15 protein-coding genes are annotated in these 20,710 nt (G+C 68.4%); 7 read left to right on the forward strand and 8 right to left on the reverse strand.

What is annotated here, in order from left to right; translation table 11 throughout:
- Positions 1–45: 45 nt before the first annotated feature.
- Positions 46–942, forward strand: a complete 897-nt coding sequence (locus AC1ROY_RS01055) for an NAD(P)-dependent oxidoreductase (protein WP_493146361.1) — start codon at positions 46–48, stop codon at positions 940–942.
- A gap of 170 nt (positions 943–1,112) precedes the next feature.
- Here the strand turns inward: AC1ROY_RS01055 and AC1ROY_RS01060 are convergent, their stop codons facing one another.
- The 4 genes from AC1ROY_RS01060 to fsa form a co-directional block, all read right to left on the reverse strand.
- Complete coding sequence (locus AC1ROY_RS01060; RefSeq protein ID WP_493146362.1) at positions 1,113–2,066, reverse strand: hypothetical protein; 954 nt, start codon at positions 2,064–2,066, stop codon at positions 1,113–1,115.
- A gap of 698 nt (positions 2,067–2,764) precedes the next feature.
- Positions 2,765–3,697: a tyrosine recombinase XerC gene (locus AC1ROY_RS01065; protein ID WP_493146363.1), complete on the reverse strand. Its 933-nt coding sequence runs from the start codon at positions 3,695–3,697 to the stop codon at positions 2,765–2,767.
- Entirely contained in the window at positions 3,697–4,254 is a 558-nt protein-coding gene (locus tag AC1ROY_RS01070) for a hypothetical protein (RefSeq protein WP_493146365.1), read from the reverse strand. Before AC1ROY_RS01070 ends, AC1ROY_RS01065 begins: the two co-directional genes overlap by 1 nt.
- Positions 4,255–4,393: 139 nt before the next feature.
- The gene (gene fsa / locus AC1ROY_RS01075; RefSeq protein WP_493146367.1) at positions 4,394–5,047 is read right to left on the reverse strand and encodes a fructose-6-phosphate aldolase; all 654 of its coding nucleotides are present in this window, start codon (positions 5,045–5,047) and stop codon (positions 4,394–4,396) included.
- 79 nt (positions 5,048–5,126) lie between these two features.
- On the opposite strand from fsa, the gene AC1ROY_RS01080 reads away from it, so the two are divergent.
- Positions 5,127–7,316: a primosomal protein N' gene (locus AC1ROY_RS01080; protein ID WP_493146369.1), complete on the forward strand. Its 2,190-nt coding sequence runs from the start codon at positions 5,127–5,129 to the stop codon at positions 7,314–7,316.
- On the opposite strand, the gene AC1ROY_RS01085 is transcribed toward AC1ROY_RS01080, so the two are convergent.
- Positions 7,313–8,797: an ABC-F family ATP-binding cassette domain-containing protein gene (locus AC1ROY_RS01085; protein WP_493146371.1), complete on the reverse strand. Its 1,485-nt coding sequence runs from the start codon at positions 8,795–8,797 to the stop codon at positions 7,313–7,315. The genes AC1ROY_RS01080 and AC1ROY_RS01085 overlap by 4 nt on opposite strands.
- A gap of 368 nt (positions 8,798–9,165) precedes the next feature.
- Here AC1ROY_RS01085 and tkt point away from each other — a divergent pair, with 368 nt between their 5' ends.
- The 3 genes from tkt (at position 9,166) to AC1ROY_RS01100 (ending at position 13,512) form a co-directional block, all read left to right on the forward strand.
- Positions 9,166–11,217, forward strand: a complete 2,052-nt coding sequence (tkt, locus tag AC1ROY_RS01090) for a transketolase (RefSeq protein ID WP_493146373.1) — start codon at positions 9,166–9,168, stop codon at positions 11,215–11,217.
- Entirely contained in the window at positions 11,214–12,236 is a 1,023-nt protein-coding gene (gene gap / locus AC1ROY_RS01095; protein ID WP_493146375.1) for a type I glyceraldehyde-3-phosphate dehydrogenase, read from the forward strand. The genes tkt and gap overlap by 4 nt, the downstream gene beginning before the upstream one ends.
- A gap of 82 nt (positions 12,237–12,318) precedes the next feature.
- On the forward strand, positions 12,319–13,512 hold the full coding sequence (locus AC1ROY_RS01100) for a phosphoglycerate kinase (protein WP_493146377.1): 1,194 nt from the start codon (positions 12,319–12,321) through the stop codon (positions 13,510–13,512).
- Between the two features lies 1 nt (position 13,513).
- Here the strand turns inward: AC1ROY_RS01100 and AC1ROY_RS01105 are convergent, their stop codons facing one another.
- The 3 genes from AC1ROY_RS01105 to AC1ROY_RS01115 are packed head-to-tail and all read right to left on the reverse strand — an operon-like array spanning position 13,514 to position 16,927.
- Positions 13,514–14,566, reverse strand: coding sequence for an Ldh family oxidoreductase (locus tag AC1ROY_RS01105; protein WP_493146379.1), 1,053 nt, complete (start codon positions 14,564–14,566; stop codon positions 13,514–13,516).
- Positions 14,567–14,586: 20 nt separating this feature from the next.
- Positions 14,587–15,951 carry an LLM class flavin-dependent oxidoreductase gene (locus tag AC1ROY_RS01110; RefSeq protein ID WP_493146380.1) on the reverse strand — a complete coding sequence of 455 codons (1,365 nt, stop codon included), beginning with the start codon at positions 15,949–15,951 and terminating at the stop codon, positions 14,587–14,589.
- Between the two features lie 58 nt (positions 15,952–16,009).
- Positions 16,010–16,927 carry an SMP-30/gluconolactonase/LRE family protein gene (locus tag AC1ROY_RS01115; protein ID WP_493146381.1) on the reverse strand — a complete coding sequence of 306 codons (918 nt, stop codon included), beginning with the start codon at positions 16,925–16,927 and terminating at the stop codon, positions 16,010–16,012.
- A gap of 79 nt (positions 16,928–17,006) precedes the next feature.
- Here AC1ROY_RS01115 and AC1ROY_RS01120 point away from each other — a divergent pair, with 79 nt between their 5' ends.
- Positions 17,007–18,641, forward strand: coding sequence for a hydantoinase B/oxoprolinase family protein (locus AC1ROY_RS01120; RefSeq protein WP_493146383.1), 1,635 nt, complete (start codon positions 17,007–17,009; stop codon positions 18,639–18,641).
- Positions 18,641–20,677 (forward strand): hydantoinase/oxoprolinase family protein, encoded by a 2,037-nt coding sequence (locus tag AC1ROY_RS01125; protein WP_493146385.1) that lies wholly within the window; start codon positions 18,641–18,643, stop codon positions 20,675–20,677. The genes AC1ROY_RS01120 and AC1ROY_RS01125 overlap by 1 nt, the downstream gene beginning before the upstream one ends.
- Positions 20,678–20,710: the final 33 nt, after the last annotated feature.

A 20,710-nucleotide genomic window follows, 5' to 3' on the forward strand; every position in this document is an offset into this window, starting at 1 on the left:
GCGGCCCTCCGGCTATGCTCCCGCCGAATCCAGAGGGAGCACGTCATGACCGAGATCACCCCACCTGCGCGCGTCGCCTTCGTCGGCCTCGGCGTCATGGGTGCGGCCATGGCGGCCAACCTCCGCCGCGCCGGCTTCGAGCTCGCGATCCACTCGCGCAGCCGCGGCAAGGCGGCGGCGCTCGAGGCCGCCGGCGCCACCTGGTGCGAGACCGGCGCCGAGGCCGCGAAGGGCAGCGCCATCATCGGCCTCTGCGTGCCCGACACGCCCGATGTCGAGGCCGCGATCTTCGGCCCGGGCGGCATCGCCGAGGGCGTGGCGAAGGGCGCCGTTGTCATCGACTTCTCCACCATCTCTGCCAAAGCGACGGCCGATTTCGCCGCGCGGCTGCTGCAGGAGCGCGGCGCGCTGCTGCTTGACAGCCCGGTTTCCGGCGGCCCGCAGGGCGCGATCGACGGCATCCTGACCTGCATGGTCGGCGGCGACCGCGGGGCCTTCGAGGCAGCGGCCGCCTTCTTCGGCGCGGTGGGACGCACCGTGACGCATCTCGGGCCGGCGGGCTCGGGGCAGGTCTGCAAGTCGGCCAACCAGCTCATCATCTGCGCGACGCTGCTGGCGGTGAGCGAGGCGATCGCGCTGGGGAAGAAGGCGGGGCTGGATCCCGAGGCGATGCGCGGCGCGCTCACCGGCGGCTCGGCCGACAGCTTCGTGCTGCGCAACCACGCCAAGCGCCTGCTGGAAGGGAAGTTCACCCCCGGCTTCCGCGCGGAACTGATGCGCAAGGACATCCGCCTCGCCGCCCAGGCGATCCGCGACCACGGCGTGTTCGGCCCGGCGACGGCGATGGCCGCGCCAATGCTGGAGCTGGTCTGCAACCAGGGCGCCGGGAAGGACGACCTGGTGGCGCTGGGGCGGATGATCGGCGAGCTGTCGGGGGTCTGACAGTCCGATTTGGCGCCGATGAGGCTCACCGCTGAGGCGTCCCGGAAGCACCTGCGATACGTGGGTGGGCATTTTGCCTACGTGTGGGGACCCTTGAGGATCGCTCCGGCCGCACCCGCGCCATCGTAGGAACTAAGTGTCGGACTGTTAGTTAGAAGTAGAAATTAAACCTATGCGACCAAATATTGAGTAAATTTAGCAAATGCCGCGAGCCCTCCAAAGGTAATAGTAAATATAGGCTTATCACTTTCTATAATGCGAGCCCAAATATTTAGCAATATAGTATATACTGGCAAAAAAACATAGGATAATAGGAAAATAATCAATATAAATACACGAACTATGTTCGGAATTTTCTCCAAAATAATATAAATTGCATTTACATACCAATTTCCAAAATATAAATTAAACAATCTTTCAGAATCTGTGCGATATAAAAGGGTATCAATCGTATTTGAAAATTTAAGAATCCCTATTTCAAAGCCGAAATCCCTTAAAGATTTACTTAGAAGTTCGGAATATGAGCTAAAATTTCTAGATATTATAGTAACATAAATCATTCTTGACACATTCAAAATTAATAATGTTATGAATGGTGTAATATACACAATTAACACATATTGAAAAATGAGAAATAAAATTATATAACAAAAATTTATAAGAAAATTTCCCGTAATATATCCACTAGTATAATCGCAAATCCAAATTGTTATTGAAATAGATATGGAAAATGCCAATAATATTGGAAGAGTGCCAAAATATATGATTCTACTGCCAATCAATGGATCCCATTGTTCGTCTTCTATTGCATAATTATTTATCCATTGAGATCCAATTATTATTAAATATATGGAAATTAAAGAAAATATTCCAAAAATAACAGTTAATCTTTTTGCTCCCAGAATTGTATTTCCAAATAAATTACGCAAAATATTTCCTGCAAAAATAGCTTCTTCGCGACCAAATGTTGTCATTTTTACATAACTTAATGCTATCCACCATGATTCCAATTTAGACTTGACCGCTTTCTGTCCACTTTTTCCGATGTAAAAATCGATGAACGCACCGATTCCTGCACTTGCAATAATCGCGGTTAGGATTTTATCAATGCTAGTCCAATCCATATGTGCCTCCCGAAAGATATTGGCGCAAAAATCCTCTGTCCTGAGCGATGAAGGTTGCGATACGATTTCTCGGCATCAAAATGTTAGTACCCCTAAATCAACAATCAAGACACGCACGATAATCTATCGGCGTGATGCTTGGCCATGTCACAAACATATATAATAATATTATGAAGTTCAATTAAAACTGTCAGGCGCCGGCATCAACCCCTTCGCCATCTACTCCTCGACTGCCGCGAGGCGTAGGTGAGGGCACGAACCCGATGAGGACAAGTGCGCAGTTGTTGAGGGCGAGGGCGATGCTGACGAAGGAGGATGCCGCTGGCACTGAGGCCGTCGCCACGTTGGTGAATGCCATTATCGACGGGCTTCGGGTACCGCACCCGCCTCATCCTCTGGCGGCGCGGCCAGACAGATACCACGGCGGATACTACCCGCGGCGCTGGCACATCTGGATGACGGCAGCATCAGATCGCTGGTATCCCGGCTTCATTGGGGCACGAGGGTAAACGGCCAATGAGTACAAGATTTCTCCAGGGTCAACAGTTGGACGGGTTCGGGGAGGTTGTGAACATTGCCGATACCAGCGTGAGTTCTATTAAGGCAAATCACCAACGGCTTCGGTGCGACCTGACACGGCTGGATCGGCGTCCCGACCTTCGGCCTGCCCGCTCACGCAGGACGCCTGATCGCTTCCGTCAATCCGCGCGCGGATGCGCCAGACGCCAGGTGGCCAGCAGCCCTTCCGCGTCCACCGCCGTGTAGCGCTGCGTCGTCGAGAGGCTGGCGTGCCCCAGCAGCTCCTGGATCGCGCGCAGGTCCGCGCCGCCGGCCAGGAGGTGCGTCGCGAAGGAGTGACGCAGCGCGTGCGGCGTCGCGTGCTCCGGCAGGCCGGCGAGGCGGCGGTAGTCGCGCAGCGACTTCTGCGCCACGGCAGCGTCGAGCCGCTTGCCGCGCGCGCCGAGGAAGAGCGGCTCGTCCGGCTCGGCCGCGCCGCGATGCCTCAGCCATTCGGCGATGGCCTGCCGCACCACCGGCAGCACGGGCACCACGCGCTGCTTGCCGCCCTTGCCGGTGATGCGCAGCGCCGCGTCGCCGCCCGGCAGCGGCGCCTCGCCGACGGAGAGGCCCAGCGCCTCGCTGATGCGCAGCCCGCAGCCGTAGAGGAGCGTGAAGAGCGCCGTGTCGCGCGCGGACTGGTATTCGGGCCGCTCGGCGCGATCGGACTGGTGCGCCATGCCGATCTCGACGCCGACGGCGCGGGCATCGGCCTTGCTCAGCGCGCGTGGCACGGGCTGCACGCGCTTGGGCCCGCGCATGCCGGCAATGGCGAGCGGCGCGATGCCGTGCCGCCGGGCGAGGAAGCGCAGAAAGCTGCGGATGGCCGCGAGCTGGCGCGCGCGCGTGGCGTTGTTCGCGCCCGCCTTGGCGCGCATGGCAAGAAAGCCGCGCAGATCGGCCGGGCGCAGCGCGGCGAGCGCCGCGAGGTCCGGCTCAGCGCCCAGATGCATCGTCAGGAAGCCCAGCAGGTCGCCGACATCGCGCCCATAGGCCTCGATGGTGTGCGGGCTCGCCCGCCGCTCGGCCGCGAGCCAGGCCAGGAATTTCTCGCGGGCCTCGATCCCGGTCATCACGGCCGGGGGCGTGCCAAGACGGCGGCCAGGGCCCGCGCGAGGAAGGCCAGGACTTCCGGCTCGTTCGGCAGGTCCGCGGCCTCGCGCGCGCCCAGCACCAGCGTGTGGTCGCCGACGCGCAGCAGCGCCTCGCGGGTCACCAGCGGCGCGGCCTCGCCATGCAGCGCCGGGCTTGCCGAGACGACGTCGCGCGCCATCGCGGCGGTGCCGGAGACGGCCGCGATGAGCCGGCAGGATTCCACGCCGAGCCGCGCGGGCCATTCGTCGCGCACGCAGTCGAAGGGATCGGCCGCCGCGATGAGTGCCAGCACGGCCTCGGCGACTTTCGCGGAAAAGTTCCGCCGCGTGCGGCCGGCTTCGAGCACGTCACGCCACATCTCGCGCCCGGCCTCGACCATCGCGGTCATGTGGTCGGCCAGCGGCTCGCCATGGACGCGGCGGGGCGGCGTGAGCACGGCGTAGAGCTGCGGCCGCGCGGCGAGGAAGCCGGGATGGGCGTGGAGGAAGGCCTCCACCGCGGCAGCCTCGTCCTCGTCGCGCCGGGCCGGGTTCATGCCGTTACCCATCCTTGCAGCCAGTCGGCAGCATCCGGCCGCGACTGCGGCCGGCGCCGCCCAACCGAGCTTCCGGTCCGGCGCTCTGGCAGCGCGGCGAAGCCAAGGCCGCGGAGCGGCCGCCCGGCGTCTGAGGGCGTCACAATATGCTCTGGCCCGTCTTGGCCCAGTCGGCGAGGAAGGCCTCGAGGCCCTTGTCGGTCAGCGGATGCTTGATCAGCGCCTTGATCACCGCCGGCGGCATGGTGCCGACATGCGCGCCGAGCTTGGCGGCCTGCAGCACGTGCACGGGGTGGCGGATGGAAGCGACCAGCACCTCGGTCTTGAACTGATAGTTCTCGTAGATCTGCACGATGTCGGCGATCAGCTCCAGGCCGTCGTAGCCGATGTCGTCCAGCCGTCCCACGAAGGGCGAGATGAAGGCCGCGCCGGCCTTGGCCGCCAGCAGCGCCTGGTTGGCCGAGAAGCACAGCGTCACGTTGACGGGCGTGCCCTCGTCGCTCAGCACCTTGCAGGTGCGCAGGCCGGCCTCGGTCAGCGGCACCTTCACGGCGACGTTGCTGGCGATGCCGCGGAGGTAGCGGCCCTCCTTCAGCATGGTCTCGTGGTCGGTAGCGGTGACCTCGGCGGAGACGGGGCCGTCGGTGATCGAGCAGATCTCGGCGATCACCTCGCTCATCTTGCGGCCGGACTTGGCGATCAGGCTGGGGTTGGTCGTCACGCCGTCCATCAGGCCCGTGCCCGCGAGGGAACGGAGCTCGGCGACGTCGGCGGTGTCCACGAAGAACTTCATGGGGGCATCATCCTTCATAACAGGGCGATTCGGGGGGCGGGATTGACCCGCGCCTGCTGCGTCGCGAAGTGGATAGCCCATGGCGACACCAATCCGAAAGGCCGGGCGGCGCATCCGTGTCCTGCTGCCACTGCCGCTCGAGGGCGCCTACGACTACCGCCTGCCGCCGGAACTGGCGGCCGGGCCGGGCAGCTTCGTGGAAGTGCCGCTCGGCGGGCGGGTGAGCCTGGGCGTGGTCTGGGACGATCTGGAGAACCCTGAATCCATTGCCGAAGCGCGGTTGCGCGAAGTCATCGCGGTGAAGCCTGCGCCGGCCATGCATGCGAACCTGCGGCGGCTGGTGGATTGGGTCGCGGCCTATACGCTGTCGCCGCCGGGGGCGGTGCTGCGGATGGCCATGTCCTCGCCCTCGGCGCTGGAGGAGCCGACCGCCATCTCCGGCTGGCGCCGGGTGGAGGGGGCGGAGGGGCGGATCACGCCGGATCGCGCCAAGGCCCTGGACATATTGGGAAGCCACATCCTGCCGGGGACCGAGATCGCCCGCGCGGCCGGGGTCTCGATGGGGGTGGTGCGCGGCATGGCCTCGGTCGGGCTGATCGAGCCGGCGCTGATGCCCCGCGCCGCCGCCTTCCCGCGCCCCATCCCCGATTTCGCGCCACCGGACCTGCGGGACGAGCAGCAGCTCGCCGCCAATGCCCTGCGCGAGGCGGTGATCTCGCGGCACTACGGCGTGACCCTGCTGGAGGGCGTCACCGGCTCGGGCAAGACGGAGGTCTATCTCGACGCCGTCGCCCAATGCCTGCGGGAGGGGCGGCAGGCGCTGGTCCTGCTGCCGGAAATTGCCCTGTCCACCCAATGGCTTTCGCGATTCGAGCGCCGCTTCGGGGCGCCACCGGCGCTCTGGCACTCCGAGCTGTCGTCGCGGACCCGCCGCGTCACCTGGCGCGCCGTGGCCGAGGGCGACGCGCCGGTGCTGGTCGGCGCGCGATCGGCATTGTTCCTGCCCTTCCCCGACCTCGGCCTCATCATCGTGGACGAGGAGCACGAGACCGCCTTCAAGCAGGAGGACGGCGTCATCTACCACGCGCGCGACATGGCCGTGGTCCGCGCGCGGCTGGAATCCGCCGCCTGCGTGCTGGTCAGCGCCACGCCGAGCCTGGAGACCGTCACCAACGCCAAGGACGGCCGCTACGCGCACGTCACCCTGCCGAACCGCCACCACGGCGCCGCCCTGCCGAAGATCGAGGCCGTCGACCTCCGCCAGCATCCGCCGGAGCGGGGGCGCTTCCTCTCACCGCCCTTGATCCAGGCCGTGACGGAGACCCTGGCGCGGGGCGAGCAGGCCATGCTCTTCCTCAACCGCCGCGGTTACGCGCCGCTGACGCTCTGCCGCACCTGCGGGCATCGCATGCAATGCCCGAACTGCACGGCCTGGCTGGTCGAGCATCGGGCGCAGCGCCGGCTGCAATGCCATCATTGCGGCCACACCGAGCCCACGCCGCTCGCCTGCGTGGAATGCGGGACCGAGCACTCGCTGGTGCCCATCGGCCCGGGGGTGGAGCGCATCCAGGAGGAGGTTTCCGAACTCTTCCCCGAGGCGCGCCGCCTCATCATGGCCAGCGACACCATCCCCGGCCCCGCCGCCGCCGCCGAGGCGGCGCGGCGCATCGAGGAGCGGGAGGTGGACCTCATCATCGGCACGCAGATCGTCGCCAAGGGCTGGCATTTTCCGCATCTGACGCTCGTGGGGGTGGTGGATGCGGATCTCGGCCTCGCCGGCGGCGACCTGCGCGCGGGCGAGCGGACGATGCAGCTGCTGCACCAGGTCGCCGGCCGCGCCGGGCGCGAGGGCTCCACGCCCGGCACGGTGCTGCTGCAGACCTTCGCGCCCGAGCATCCGGTGATGATGGCGCTGATCGCCGACGACATGGCGGGCTTCCTCAAGGCCGAGGCCACCCAGCGCGCGCCCGGCCACTGGCCGCCCTTCGGCCGGCTCGCGGCGCTGATCGTCAGCAGCGAGGATGCCCGGTCGGCCGAGCGCGCCGCGCGCGACCTGGGCCTCGCCGCGCCCACGGGCCAGGGGATCCAGGTCCTCGGCCCCGCGCCCGCGCCGCTGTCCCTGCTGCGCGGGCGCCACCGGCACCGCCTGCTGCTCAAGGCCGAGCGGGGAATCCGCGTGCAGCCGATCCTGGAAGACTGGCTGGCCCGGGCGCAGGTGCCGCGCGACGTGCGGGTGCAGGTGGACGTCGATCCCGTGGGCTTTCTCTAGCCGGCGCCATCCACCTCCCGCGCCTGGCCCTGCTCGATCAGGAGGAAGCGCGTGCCGACGGCCTCGACGAAGCTGCGGTCGTGCGAGACCAGGACGCAGGTGGCGCCCTGCGCCAGCAGCTCCGCCTCGAGCTGCTCCTGGCCGGGGATGTCGACGTGGTTGGTGGGCTCGTCCAACAGGTAAAAATTCGGTTCCGCCAGGCGCAGCGCCAGCAGGCCGAGCCGCGCCTTCTGCCCGGGCGAGAGCCGACCGATCGGGTGTGACTGCGCCTCGGTGGAAAGCCCTGCACCGGCGAGCAGGCTGGTGGCCCGGCCGTCGCTGATGCCCGGCTGCGCCGCGATGAAGCCATGCGGCGTCCGGCCGTCCGGGAGATGCGCCATCCCTTGGTCGGCATAGCCGAGGACCAGGCTGGGGCTGACCTGCACGCCAGGCACCGGCCCGGTGGTCGCCCGGCGCAGGAGACGGATCAGCTGCGTCTTGCCCACGCCGTTGCGGCCCAGCAGCACGAGGCGATCCCCCTGGCGGAGATCCAGCTTCGCGATCCGGAACAGAAGCTGTCCATCCGGCGTGGCGACGGTCAGGTCGCGGATCGCGGCCAGCACCTTCGCATGGGTGTTGCGGCTGACGAGGCGGATCTCGCCGGGCCGTTCCGCATGGAGGGGACGCAGCGTGGCTTCGAGCCGGTTGGCGCGGTCGCGCAGCTGCATGGACTTCTTCTGCAGCAGGTCGCTGCCGCTGTTGACGCCGATGTTGCGCAGCTCGCCGGCGTTGCGGCGCAAGCGGGTGACCTCCTTCGAATCCTTGGCCTGCTTTCGCTCCTGGGTCACGTCATCCTCCGCGAGCAGAGCGCGGGCGGTGGCGTAGGGGTGGGCGTAGAGGCGGCTCAGGCCGGGGCGCAGGAACAGGGTGCGGGTGGTGCAGGCGTCGAGGAAGCTGCGGTCGTGGCTGGCGATCAGCATGGGCGTGCGCGCCGCCGGGCCGGCGATCCAGCTTTCCAGCAGCGCGATCTTTTCCAGATCGAGATGGTTGGTCGGCTCGTCCAGGAGCAGGATGTCCGGTTGGGTGATCCAGACACGCGCGAGCAGCGCCAGGCGCTGCCACCCGCCGCTGAGGGCCGCGAGGGGAAGCTCGCGCAGCGCCTCGGGCGTGGCGAACTCGTCCAGCACGGCGCCGACGCGCCAAGCCTCGTGCTCGCGCCCGGCGGGCGGCAGGGCGCGGCGCAGGGCTTCCGTCAATGTCAGGCCCAGCCATCCCGGCGGCACGTCCTGCTCGACGAAGCCCAGCCGGGCGCGGCGGGAGAGCGTGACGCTGCCCGCATCCGGTTCCGTCTGGCCGGCGACGCAGCGCAGCAAGGTGGACTTGCCCGCGCCATTGGCGGCGACGAGGCCGATGCGGTCGCCGGGGCCGATGCCGAGGGTGAGGTTCTGGAACAGGGGGCGGGGCGTGACCATGCCGAGGTCGCGTAGGGTGATGAGAGCCATGGCGGCAAAAAATCCGTTCGGACGCCGGCCGATGAGGCAGGCGGATGCAACGAAGGCAGTCCGGAACGGAAGCGATGCGGCTTCAGGCGGCCCTGCCCTGCGAAAGACCTATCGCAGGGCGGAAACAGGACCTCTTGTGTGGCGCTGAGTGTGGTCGTGCATCCCAGCCCTCCTGTGCGGCTCGATGGCGGAACGTCGCCAGGTTAGGGGCCCGGGCGCGCGGGTGGCAAGCGGGAAGTCCTGGCGGCGGGTGGAGCGCTCACACGGACAAGGGCACCGCCCATGCCCATCGCGCATGCCGGCCCAAACTTGCCCCGCCTAAGGCCTCCCTTTATAGCCCAAAGCCGAGTTTGAGAGGCGTATCCATCTTGGCCAGCATCGTCGATCCGAACGCCCCCAATCCTGCCCTCCTGGCCCAGGCCGCCATCCTTGAGCGCCCAGCCTCCGAAGAGCGCCGCATGGCCGATGCGATCCGCGCCCTCGCCATGGATGCCGTCGAGAAAGCCAAGTCCGGCCATCCCGGCATGCCCATGGGCATGGCCGACGTCGCCACCGCCCTCTTCACCAAGTTCCTGAAATACGACGCCGCAGACCCCCGCTGGCCGGACCGCGACCGCTTCGTGCTCTCGGCCGGACACGGCTCCATGCTGCTCTACTCGCTGCTGCACCTGACCGGCCATGCCGGCATGGGCATCGAGGAGCTGCAGCGCTTCCGCCAGCTCCACTCCCCCGCCGCCGGCCATCCGGAATACGGCGAGCACCCGGCCATCGAGACCACCACCGGCCCGCTCGGCCAGGGCATCTCCACCGCGGTCGGCATGGCGCTGGCCGAGCGGCACCTGGCCGCGCGTTTCGGCAAGTCGCTGGTGGACCACCGCACCTGGGTCATCTGCTCGGACGGCGACCTGCAGGAGGGCGTGTCGCACGAGGCCGCCTCGCTGGCCGGCCATCTCCAGCTCGAGAAGCTGACGGTGCTGTGGGACGACAACCACATCTCCATCGATGGCGACACCGCCCTCTCCTTCTCCGAGGACGTGCTGAAGCGCTTCCAGGCCTATGGCTGGGCCACCAAGCGCATCGACGGGCACGACCCCGCGCAGATCGCCGCGGCGATGGCCGTCGCGCAGCGCAGCCGCAAGCCGACCATCATCGCCTGCCGCACCATCATCGGCTTCTCCGCGCCGAAGAAGGCCGGCACCGCGGGCAGCCACGGCGCGCCGCTCGGCGCCGACGAGATCGCGGCCGCCAAATCGGCGCTGGGCTGGAACGCCGAGCCCTTCTCCGTTCCCGAGGGCCTGAAGGCCCGCTGGGAGGAGGCCGGCCGCCGCTCCGCCGGCACGCGCCGCTCCTGGCTGAAGCGGCTGGCCAAGCACCCCATGCGCGTCGATTTCGAGCGCGCGATCGCGGGAAAGCTCCCCGAGAACTGGGCCGAGCCGCTGAACGCCCTGCGCGCCACCTTCGCGACCGAAAAGCCCAAGATCGGCAGCCGCATCGCCAGCCAGCGCGCCCTCGGCGCCCTGGTCCCCGCCGTGCCCGAGATGATCGGCGGCAGCGCCGACCTCACCGGCTCGAACAACACGGATGTGAAGGGCATCGCCTCGATCGTCCCGGGCAACTACGCCGGCCGCTACATCCATTACGGCATCCGCGAGCACGGCATGGCGGCGGCCATGAACGGCATGGCGCTGCATGGCGGCATCATCCCGTATTCGGGCACCTTCCTCGTCTTCGCCGACTACATGCGGCCCTCCCTCCGCCTCGCCGCCCTCATGCACCAGCGCGTCATCCACGTGCTGACGCATGACAGCATCGGCCTCGGCGAGGACGGCCCGACGCACCAGCCGGTCGAGACCCTCGCCTCGCTGCGGATCATCCCCAACCTCGCCGTCTTCCGTCCCGCCGACGCGATGGAGACGGCCGAGTGCTGGGAGCTGGCCCTGCGCCGCACCGAGGGGCCGAGTGTGCTCGCCCTGTCCCGCCAGGGCCTGCCCGCGCTCCGCGACGACGCCGGCGAGAACCGCTGCGCCCGCGGCGGCTATGTCCTCGCCGAAGCCGAGGCCGCGCGCGACGTCACCCTCATCGCCACCGGCAGCGAGGTGCATCTCGCCGTCAACGCCCGTCAGGCGCTGGCTGCCCAGGGCATCAACGCCGCCGTCGTCTCCCTCCCCTCCTGGGAGCTCTTCGCCCAGCAGGACGAGGCCTATCGCGCCGCCACCCTCGGCGACGCGCCGCGCATCGGCATCGAGGCCGCGCTCGGCTTCGGCTGGGAGCGCTGGCTCGGCCCGAACGGCGCCTTCATCGGCATGACCGGCTTCGGCGCCTCCGCCCCCGCCGATCACCTCTTCGAGCATTTCGGCATCACCCCGGCCGCGATCGTCGCGGCGACCACCAAACTTCTCGCAAAGGATGGAAGCAAATGACGGTTAAGGTCGCGATCAACGGCTTCGGGCGCATCGGTCGCCTGGTTCTCCGCGCCGCCTGCGAGAGCGGCCGCGACGACGTCGAGTTCGTCGCGATCAACGACCTCGGCTCCGTCGAAGCCAATGCGCACCTGTTCCGCTACGACAGCGTGCATGGCCGCTTTCCCGGCGAGGTGATCGTCGAGGGCGACAGCATCACCATCAAGGCGAAGGGCAAGACCTGGGGCCCGATCAAGGTCTCGGCCGAGCGCGATCCCGCCAAGCTCAAGTGGGACGGCGTGGACGTCGCCGCCGAGTGCACGGGCATCTTCACCGCGCGCGACAAGGCCTCGCTGCTGCTGGGCACCGGCGCGAAGAAGGTGCTGATCTCCGCCCCCGGCGAGAACTCCGACAAGACCATCGTCTTCGGCGTGAACCACGAGACGCTGACGGCCGAGGACAAGATCGTCTCCAACGCCTCCTGCACCACCAACTGCCTGGCGCCGATCGCCAAGGTGCTGCACGACACCTACGGCATCCTGCGCGGCTACATGGTCACCATCCACGCCTACACCGGCGACCAGAACACGGTCGACACGCTGCACAAGGACCTGCACCGCGCCCGCGCCGCCGCCGTCTCCGCCATCCCGACCTCAACCGGCGCCGCCAAGGCCGTCGGCCTCGTGCTGCCGGAGCTGAAGGGCAAGCTGGACGGCACCGCCATCCGCATCCCGACGCCGAACGTCTCCCTCGTCTCGCTCGACTTCGTGCCCGCGAAGACCGAAGGCCTGACCAAGGAAGCGATCAACGCCGTGATGAAGGCGGCCTCCGAGAGCGGCCCGCTCAAGGGCATCCTCGGCTACAACACCGCGCCGCTCGTCTCCATCGACTTCAACCACGACCCGCACAGCTCCACCTTCGACGCGACGCAGACGCAGGTCGTCGACGGCGGGCTGGTCCGCGTGATGTCCTGGTACGACAACGAGTGGGGCTTTTCGAACCGCATGTCGGATACCGCTGCCTACTACGGCAAGCTCTGAGCAAAACGTGGGGCTCTGCCCCACACACCGCCGGGGAGACAGTGTCTCCCCGGACCCCTGCCATCAGATAGACGGACGAAATATGCCCGCTTTCCGCACCCTCGATGACCTCGATCCCAGCGGAAAGCGCGTCCTGCTGCGCGCCGACCTGAACCTCCCGGTGAAGGACGGCAAGATCACCGACATGACGCGCATCGAGCGCCTCTGCCCCACCATCGCCGAACTCGCCGGCAAGGGCGCGCGCGTCATCGTCTGCTCCCACTTCGACCGCCCCAAGGGCAAGCGCGTCCCCGAGATGTCGCTGAAGCCCATGCAGGAGGCGCTCGCCAAGACCCTCGGCAAGCCCGTCGCCTTCGCCGACGACTGCGTCGGCCCCGAGGCCGAGGCCGCCGCGTCAGCCCTGAAGGACGGCGAGGTCCTCCTCCTCGAGAACACCCGCTTCCACGCTGGCGAGGAGAAGAACGACCCGGCCCTGGCCGCCGGCCTGGCCAAGCTCGCCGATGTCTTCGTCAACGACGCCTTCTCCGCCGCGCATCGCGCCCACGCCTCCACCGAGGGCGTCGCGAAGCTGCTGCCGAGCTACGCCGGCCGCCTGATGCAGCAGGAGCTGGAGGCGCTGGATGCCGCACTCGGCAACCCGCAGCGGCCCGTGGTCGCCATTGTCGGCGGCGCCAAGGTCTCCACCAAGCTCGACCTGCTGGGCAACCTCTCCTCCAAGGTGAACGTGCTGGTCATCGGCGGCGCCATGGCCAACACCTTCCTCGCGGCGCAAGGCCATGCCCTCGGCAAGTCGCTGCAGGAAGCCGACATGCACGACACCGCGCGGGAGATCCTCGCCGCGGCCAAGAAGAACGGCTGCGAGATCGTCCTGCCGCTCGACCTCGTCGTCGCCGGCGCCTTCGCGGCGAATGCGCCGAACATGGTCGTGGGCCTCGACGGCGTGCCGGCCGACCAGATGGCGCTCGACGTCGGCCCCGCCACCGTCGCCGACGTGAACAAGCGCCTCGCCTCCGCGAAGACGCTGGTCTGGAACGGCCCCTTCGGTGCCTTCGAGATCGCGCCCTTCGACACCGCGACGGTCGCCGTGGCCAAGGAGGTCGCGCGCCTCACCGAGGCCGGGAAGCTCCGTTCCGTGGGCGGCGGCGGCGACACGGTCTCCGCGCTGCGCCATGCCGGCGTGGCCGACCGCATGAGCTATGTCAGCTCCGCCGGCGGCGCCTTCCTCGAATGGCTCGAGGGCAAGACGCTGCCGGGCGTGGCCGCGCTGGAGCGTTAACTCACCCGAAGCCGAGCGTCCCGGCGATGCCGCCTTCCTGGGCCAGCGCACCGAGCTTCTTCCAGGTGGCGTCCTCGATCTCGATGCCCTCGGCGCCGCGCTTCCGCTCCTGCATGTGCTCGACCTCGCCGGGGTAGAGCACGCCGCTGCTGCCCTTGGCCGGCGGCGTGTCCTTCAGGTACTGCGCGAAATCCGCGACGTCCTTGCGGAAGGTGAGGAGCGGGCGGAAGGCATCCACCTTGATGGCGATCAGGAAGCAGCCGTCATTGTGCCGCCCGCTGGGCTCCACGCCGAAGCCCAGGCCGGTCAGGAGGCCGCAGAACACCTCGCCCATCGCGGCGAGCGCGGTGCCCTTGTAGCCCTCGCCCGGCCCGCCCAGCGGCAGCAGCGCGCCGCCGGCGATCTTCTTCGGATCGGTCGAGAGCTCGCCGTCCTTGTCGACGATCCAGCCGAGCGGGACCTCCTGCCCACGGGCCTCGGCCAGCTTGATCTTGCCCATCGCCACGGCCGAGGTGGCCATGTCCATGCAGAAGGGCCCGTCGAGATCGGAAGGCACGGCCATCGCCCAGGGGTTGGTGCCGAGCCGCGCCTCGCGGCCGCCGAAGGGGGCCACCCCCTTGGGCGAGCGCCCGGAATCGGCCCAGGCCATGCCGATCATGCCGGCCTGCGCCGCCATCAGGGGGTAGCTCGCGAGACGCCCGACATGACCCTGCCGGAAGACCGTGCAGGCGGCGATGTTGCTCTGCTCCGCCTTCTCGATGGTGAGCTGCATCGCCTTCTCGTTGATGACGTAGCCGAAGCCCCAGTTGCCATCGACGACGGTCGTGGTCGGGCTCTCCTGCACGATGGTGAAGGGCGCGCCAGGGACGATCTGGCCGGCGCGCACGCGCTCGATGTAGTTCGGCAGCATGATGACGCCGTGGCTGTCATGGCCGGCGAGGTTGGCGTTGACCACGTGGCGGGCAACGGTCGCGGCCTCCTCCTCCGGCACCTTGTTGGCCATCAGAAGCGCCTTGCCGATCTCGCGCAGGCGCTCGGCTGGGATCTTGGGCATCGTGTTTCCTCTCTTGTTCGTTATTCCGCCGCCGCCGCGGGCTGCCAGTCCCCGCGGACGGCGCGGGGCAGGCCGAGATGGTCGCGCAGCGTCGAGCCCGCGTAGTCCTTCCGGAACAGCCCGCGCCGCTGCAGCTCGGGCACGACGTGCTCCACGAAATCGGTGTAGCCGCCCGGGATCACCGCCGCGGAGATGACGAAGCCGTCGCAGGCCCTGCCCGTGAACCACTCCTCCATCTTGTCGGCGATTTCCTTGGGGCCGCCCACCATGTCCATGCGCGGCCGGCCCCGGCCGCTGCCCACGATGAAGTCGCGCACCGTCGGGTTCTTCTTGCCGGTCCGCTCCACCACCCGGTTGCGGATCGCCTGCAGGCCCTGGATGCCGGCCATCTCCTCGTCGCTGAAGGGCTCGTCCATGCCCTTGGAGGCGAAGTCGAAGTTGAGCGCTTCCGAGAGCAGCGACAGCGCGTCGATTTCCAGCGGCAGCTTCGCGATCAGCGCCGCCTTGTCCTCCGCCTCAGCCTTCGTGGCCGCGCAGATCGGGTTGCAGAGCGTCGCCACTTTCACATGGTCGGGGTTGCGTCCCGCGGCGGCGATGGCGGCCTTGAATTCCCTGTATTCCCGCTGCCCGCCCGCCAGGTCGTGATAGGCGACGAAGACCAGCTCGGCCCAGCGGGCGGAGAAAGCCTTGCCGCGGCCGCTGCTGCCGGCCTGGATCAGCACCGGCCGTCCCTGCGGGCTGCGCGGCACGGTGAAGGCCCCGTGGCTCTGCAGGTATCGTCCCTTGAAGTCGAGCCGGTGCACCTTGTGGCCGTCGCCGAAGCGGCCGGTCGCCTTGTCGACGATGACAGCGTCGTCCTCCCAGGCATCCCAGTGGGAGAGCACCACCTCCGCGAACTCGTCGGCGCGGTCGTAGCGGGCATCGTGCGCCATAGTCTCGGCATGGCCCATGTTCGCGGCCTCGCCGTCGTTGAGCGAGGTCACCACGTTCCAGGCCGCGCGGCCGTTGCTCATCAGGTCCAGCGTCTGGAAGACGCGGGCGACGTGGAAGGGCTCGTAATAGGTGGTGGAGGCGGTCGAGCCCAACCCGAGCCGGCTCGTCACCGCCGCCATCATGGTGAGCGTCACCACCGGGTCCATCTTCACGCAGCGGATGCCGTGCTCGATGGCATGGACGTGGTCGGCGCCGTACCGGTCCGGCATGGAGAGCCGGTCGTCGAAGAAGCCGAGGTCGAACTTGCCGCGCTCGAGGATGCGCCCGATCTCCTGGAAATAATCGGCGGTCAGAAAATCCGACCGGCTGTCCGGATGACGCCACGAGCTCGCGAAGATGGTGCAGTTCTGCGCCTGCAGAAATCCGACGAGATGCATCTGACGTGGCGTCATTCGCGCTTCCTCCTGGTTGGTCTCGCGGCAGGGCTCCTGGCCCTGGCCCTTGAACGGATCAGCAGAACGGCAGCCTGAGCCCCGCCTCCCGCCAGCGCATGCTGGCGAGCTTCCCGCTGGTCGAGAGCGTGATGTAGGCGGTCCGCAGGTCCGGCCCGCCGAAGCAGATGTTGGTCGGCATCCGCTCGGGCATCTTCACCACGTCGATGATCTTGCCCGCCGGCGTGACGGTCGTGATCTCGCCCTCCACCAGCGTGCCGATGACGATGTTCCCCGCCGCCGTGATCGCCAGGCTGTCCAGCCGGCGGTAGCCCGGGAGCTGGCAGATCAGCTCGCCGCCGCTGCTGCTCGGCCAGGGGCATTTCCGCACCTGCCCCGGCCCGATGATGTCGAAGCCCCAGAGCCGCCCCGTCTCGGTCTCCGCGACATAGAGCTTCTCGCCGTCCGGGCTGATGCCGATGCCGTTCGCGCCCCCGAAGAAGGGGAAGGCCGCCTCGACGATCTTGCTGCCGTCCAGCGCGGCCCAGTAGGCGCCGCCATGGTCGCGGTCCCGCGCGCGCGACTTGCCGAGGTCGCTGAACCAGAAGCCGCCCTTGCCGTCGAGCTGCAGGTCGTTCGGGCCCTTCAGCATCACGTCGCCGCAGCGGTCATAGAGCTGGCGAAGCTGGCCCGTCGCGATGTCGATCACCTCGATGCGGCCATGGGTGTAGTCGTCCGACTGGCCGTGCGGCCGCAGCACGCCCGGCTCGTCGACCCAGTTGAAGCCGCCGTTGTTGCAGAGGATCAGCGTGTTGTCCGGCCCGGCTGCCAGCCCGTTCGGCCCGCCGCCGGTCTTGCAGATGATGCTGTAGGTCCCGTCCGGCGCGATGCGGGAGACGACCTGCTTCTCGATCTCCACCATCGCGATGGAGCCGTCTGGCAGCGCGACCGGCCCTTCCGGGAATCTCAGCCCTTCCGCAAGAATTTTCAGGCTCATATCGGCGCACCCTCCCTTGTCCGTTGCCGCGAGGATGCGCCACGCTCCCCGTCCCGCCAAGATGGAGACGGTTGTGCCGATGGATCCCGTGACGCTCGCCGTGCTCTCCGCGCGATTCACCGCCATCGTGGAGGAGATGGGCGAGGGCCTGCTCCGCACCGCCTACAGCCAGATCCTGAACTCCAGCCGCGACTTCTCCATCGCCGTGACCGACGGCGCCTGCCGGCTGGTGGCGCAGGCGGATCATATCCCCGTCCATGTCGGCGCCATGCCCTTCGCGGCCAAGGCCGTGGTCGAGGCCTTCGGCGAGGACATGAAGCCCGGCGACGTCTTTCTTCTCAACGACCCCTATCACGGCGGCAGCCACCTGCCGGACCTGACGATCGTGCTGCCCGTGTTCAGCGAGGGTGTCGTGCGCTTCTACTCCGTGGTCCGCGCGCACCAGTCGGACATCGGCGGCAACACCCATGGCGGCTACAACCCCGGCGCCTCCGAGATCTGGCAGGAGGGGCTGCGCATCCCGCCCATCCGCCTCGGCGAGAATTTCGAGATGCGGCCGGACCTTGTCTCCATGCTGGCGCTCAACACCCGCATCAACCGCGACTTTCGCGGGGATCTCGCGGCCATGCTGGGTTCCGCGAAGCTCGGCGCGAACCGGCTCTCCGCGCTGCTGGAGCAGCATGGCAGCACGAGCCTGATGGCCGCGGTGGACGCCATCCTCGACCTCGCCCATGCGCACACGAAGCGCATCGTGGAGAGCTGGCCCGACGGCAAATGGCGCGGCGAGGCCATCCTGGACGACGACGGCCACGGGCAGGAGAACATCGCCATCCGCGCGACCTGCACCAAGCAGGGCGGCACGCTGACCGTCGATCTCTCGGAGAGCGACGACCAGGTGCTGGGCATCGTGAACTCCTCCTATCCCAACATGTTCTCCGCGGTCTGCATGGCCTTCGCCTATCTCCTCGACCCCGAGGTGGCGAAGAACGAGGGCGCCTTCCGCGCGCTTGATGTGATCGCGCGCGAGGGCAGCATCACCTGGGCACGCGAGGGCGCGGCCGTGACGCTCTGCACCAGCCACTGCAGCAACGAGATCGTCGAAGCCATCATGCGCGCCATGGAGAAGTGCTGCCCGGAGCGCACGATGGGCGGCTGGGGCCGGCGCTTCCGCATCGCCATCACCGGCAAGGATGCGCGGCGGCCGGATAGAAAATTCGTCTGGCACCTGTTCCATGCGCGCCCCGGCGGCGGCGGGCATGCGAAGGGCGACGGCTGGTCCACCGCGGGCGAATGGCACTCGGCTGGCGGTCTGAAGTTCGGCAGCGTGGAGATGGCCGAGGCGCGCTTCCCGCTGCACTTCCGGAAGCACGAGTTCCTGGGCGGCACGGCGGGTGCCGGCCAGTATCGCGGCGGGCATGGCGCGGAGCTCGAGCTCGTCGTGGAGAGCGACGGCCCTTCGCGCGGCAACACGGCCGGCGACGGCGCCTTCCATGGCAGCGCCGGCATCGCGGGCGGGAAAGACTCCACGCCGCACCGCTATGCACTGCGACATGCCGACGGTTCCGTGCGCGTGCTGCGCACCAAGGAAGTGGGTATCGAGATCCAACCGGGCGAGGTGATCCATGTCCGCTCGGCTGGCGGCGGCGGATGGGGCGATCCGGCGAAGCGCGACCCTGCCCTGATTGCCCGCGACATCGAAGAAGGTCTGGCCTGATGCGCTACACCATCGGCGTCGATGTCGGCGGCACCTTCACCGACGTGGTCGGCGTGGACGACGAGGGCCGCGAGTTCCTGGCCAAGGCCGCCAGCACCCCGCACGACCAGAGCGAAGGCGTGCTGGACGGCCTCGCCAATCTGGCGGCCGCCATCGGCCTGACGCTCTCCGAGCTGCTGGAGACGACGACCCGCATCGTCCACGGCACCACCGTCGCCACCAACGCGCTGCTGGAGCGGCGCGGCGCGAAGACGGCGATGCTCACCACCGAGGGCCATCGCGACGTCACCGCCATGCGCGAGGGGTTGAAGCCCGCGCGCTACGACCTGCGCCTGCCGCAGCCGCCCGCGCTGGTGCCGCGACAGCTCCGACTGCCGGTCCGCGAGCGCCTGCGTCCCGACGGCAGCGTGCAGGTCCCGCTGGATGCCGCGAGCCTCGATGCCGCCATCGAGACGCTGCGCGCGCAGCAGGTGGAATCGGTGGCCATCTGCTTTCTCCACTCCTGGGCCGCGCCGAAGCACGAGCATGCCGCCGCCGAGGCGGTGCGCGCGGCGTTGCCGGGCGTCTTCGTCACCTGCTCGGCCGACGTGCTGCCGCAGATCAAGGAATTCGAGCGCTTCTCGACGACCGCGGTGAATGCCTATGTCGGCCCCGTCGTCTCGCGCTACCTGACGCGACTCGAATCGCGCCTGCGGGAGGCGGGCTACACGCAGCCGGTCTTCGTCATCCTCTCGCATGGCGGCATGGCGCCGATCGGCGAGGCGGCGCGTCTCGCCGTGGGCACCGCGCTCTCCGGCCCGGCCGGCGGCGTCTCGGCAGCGCTGGCGCTCTCGCGTCGGGGCATGGGGCAGCAGCTCGTGACGCTCGACATGGGCGGCACCTCGACCGATATCGCACTCATCCAGGACGGTGCGGCGACCCTCGGTCGCGGGCGCGAAGTCGGCGGCGAGCGCATCGCGCTGGACAGCCTCGACATCATCACGCTGGGCGCCGGCGGCGGCTCCATCGCGCATCTGGGCAGCGGCGGCACGCTGGAAGTGGGCCCGCAGTCCGCCGGCGCGCGGCCCGGCCCCGCCTGCTATGGCAATGGCGGCACCGAGCCGACCGTGACCGACGCGAACCTGGCCCTCGGCTATCTCGATGCCACGCGCTTCCTCGGCGGCACGCGGCTGCTCGATGTCGCCGCCACCGAGCGCGCCATCGCGACCCTCGCGGCAAAGCTGGGCATCACGCCCGAGGCCACCGCGCTCGGCATCTACCGCCTGGTCAACGCCCGCATGGCCGATGGCGTGCGCGTGGCCACCGTCCGCCGCGGCGTCGATCCGCGCGGCGCCACGCTGCTCGCCTTCGGCGGCGCCGCCGGCCTGCATGCCAGCGCCGTCGCGCGCGACCTCGGCATGTCCCGCATCGCTGTGCCGCTCTTCGCCGCCGGGCTTTCCGCCTGGGGCATGCTGCAGACCGAGCTGCGCCACGAGATCGCGCGCAGCGTCGTCAGCGCCGAGGCCATGCCGTCAGACGCCGCGCTGGCCGCCCTCTTCGACGGTCTGGAGAGCGAGGCCCGCAGCCAGCTCGCGCAATGGTTCCAGGGCGAAGTGGCAGCGCACCGCGCCGCCGATCTCCGCTACGGCGAGCAGGTCTTCGAGATCACCGTGAACCTCGACGGCGTGGTCCCCGACCGCGCCGGCCTGCGCGAGGCCTTCCACGCGCGCCACCGCGCCCTCTTCACCTACGACCTGCCGGAGGAGGAGGTGGTCCTCGTCACCGCCCGCGCCGCCGCCTCCGGCCTGCTGCCGGCCCTGCCCGTCATGCCCGCCGGCGCGGCGCGTCCGGCCGACCCGCTCGGCGCGCGGCGCGCGCTGCTGGAAGGCGGATGGGCGGAGCTCCCCGTCCTCGCCTTCGACGAGCTGGCGGCGGGGCAGGAGATCAAGGGCCCGGCCATCATCGAATCCGCGACCACCACCGTGCTGCTGCTGCCCGGCGACATCGCGCGGATGGATGCGGGCGGGTGGCTATCGATCGAACTTCCGCAAGCCTAGGCGCCATCACCGGGGCGAATGGCGGATATCCGT

The sequence above is a fragment of the Roseococcus sp. GW821-FHT12F05 genome (assembly GCF_058806835.1).

Bases quoted from the DNA above. Each gene is read 5' to 3' on its own strand.
- AC1ROY_RS01055 (WP_493146361.1), top strand. From the start codon at position 46: ATGACCGAGATCACCCCACCTGCGCGCGTCGCCTTCGTCGGCCTCGGC.
- AC1ROY_RS01060 (WP_493146362.1), bottom strand. From the start codon at position 2,066: ATGGATTGGACTAGCATTGATAAAATCCTAACCGCGATTATTGCAAGT.
- AC1ROY_RS01065 (WP_493146363.1), bottom strand. From the start codon at position 3,697: ATGACCGGGATCGAGGCCCGCGAGAAATTCCTGGCCTGGCTCGCGGCC.
- AC1ROY_RS01070 (WP_493146365.1), bottom strand. From the start codon at position 4,254: ATGAACCCGGCCCGGCGCGACGAGGACGAGGCTGCCGCGGTGGAGGCC.
- fsa (WP_493146367.1), bottom strand. From the start codon at position 5,047: ATGAAGTTCTTCGTGGACACCGCCGACGTCGCCGAGCTCCGTTCCCTC.
- AC1ROY_RS01080 (WP_493146369.1), top strand. From the start codon at position 5,127: ATGGCGACACCAATCCGAAAGGCCGGGCGGCGCATCCGTGTCCTGCTG.
- AC1ROY_RS01085 (WP_493146371.1), bottom strand. From the start codon at position 8,797: ATGGCTCTCATCACCCTACGCGACCTCGGCATGGTCACGCCCCGCCCC.
- gap (WP_493146375.1), top strand. From the start codon at position 11,214: ATGACGGTTAAGGTCGCGATCAACGGCTTCGGGCGCATCGGTCGCCTG.
- AC1ROY_RS01100 (WP_493146377.1), top strand. From the start codon at position 12,319: ATGCCCGCTTTCCGCACCCTCGATGACCTCGATCCCAGCGGAAAGCGC.
- AC1ROY_RS01105 (WP_493146379.1), bottom strand. From the start codon at position 14,566: ATGCCCAAGATCCCAGCCGAGCGCCTGCGCGAGATCGGCAAGGCGCTT.
- AC1ROY_RS01110 (WP_493146380.1), bottom strand. From the start codon at position 15,951: ATGACGCCACGTCAGATGCATCTCGTCGGATTTCTGCAGGCGCAGAAC.
- AC1ROY_RS01115 (WP_493146381.1), bottom strand. From the start codon at position 16,927: ATGAGCCTGAAAATTCTTGCGGAAGGGCTGAGATTCCCGGAAGGGCCG.
- AC1ROY_RS01120 (WP_493146383.1), top strand. From the start codon at position 17,007: ATGGATCCCGTGACGCTCGCCGTGCTCTCCGCGCGATTCACCGCCATC.
- AC1ROY_RS01125 (WP_493146385.1), top strand. From the start codon at position 18,641: ATGCGCTACACCATCGGCGTCGATGTCGGCGGCACCTTCACCGACGTG.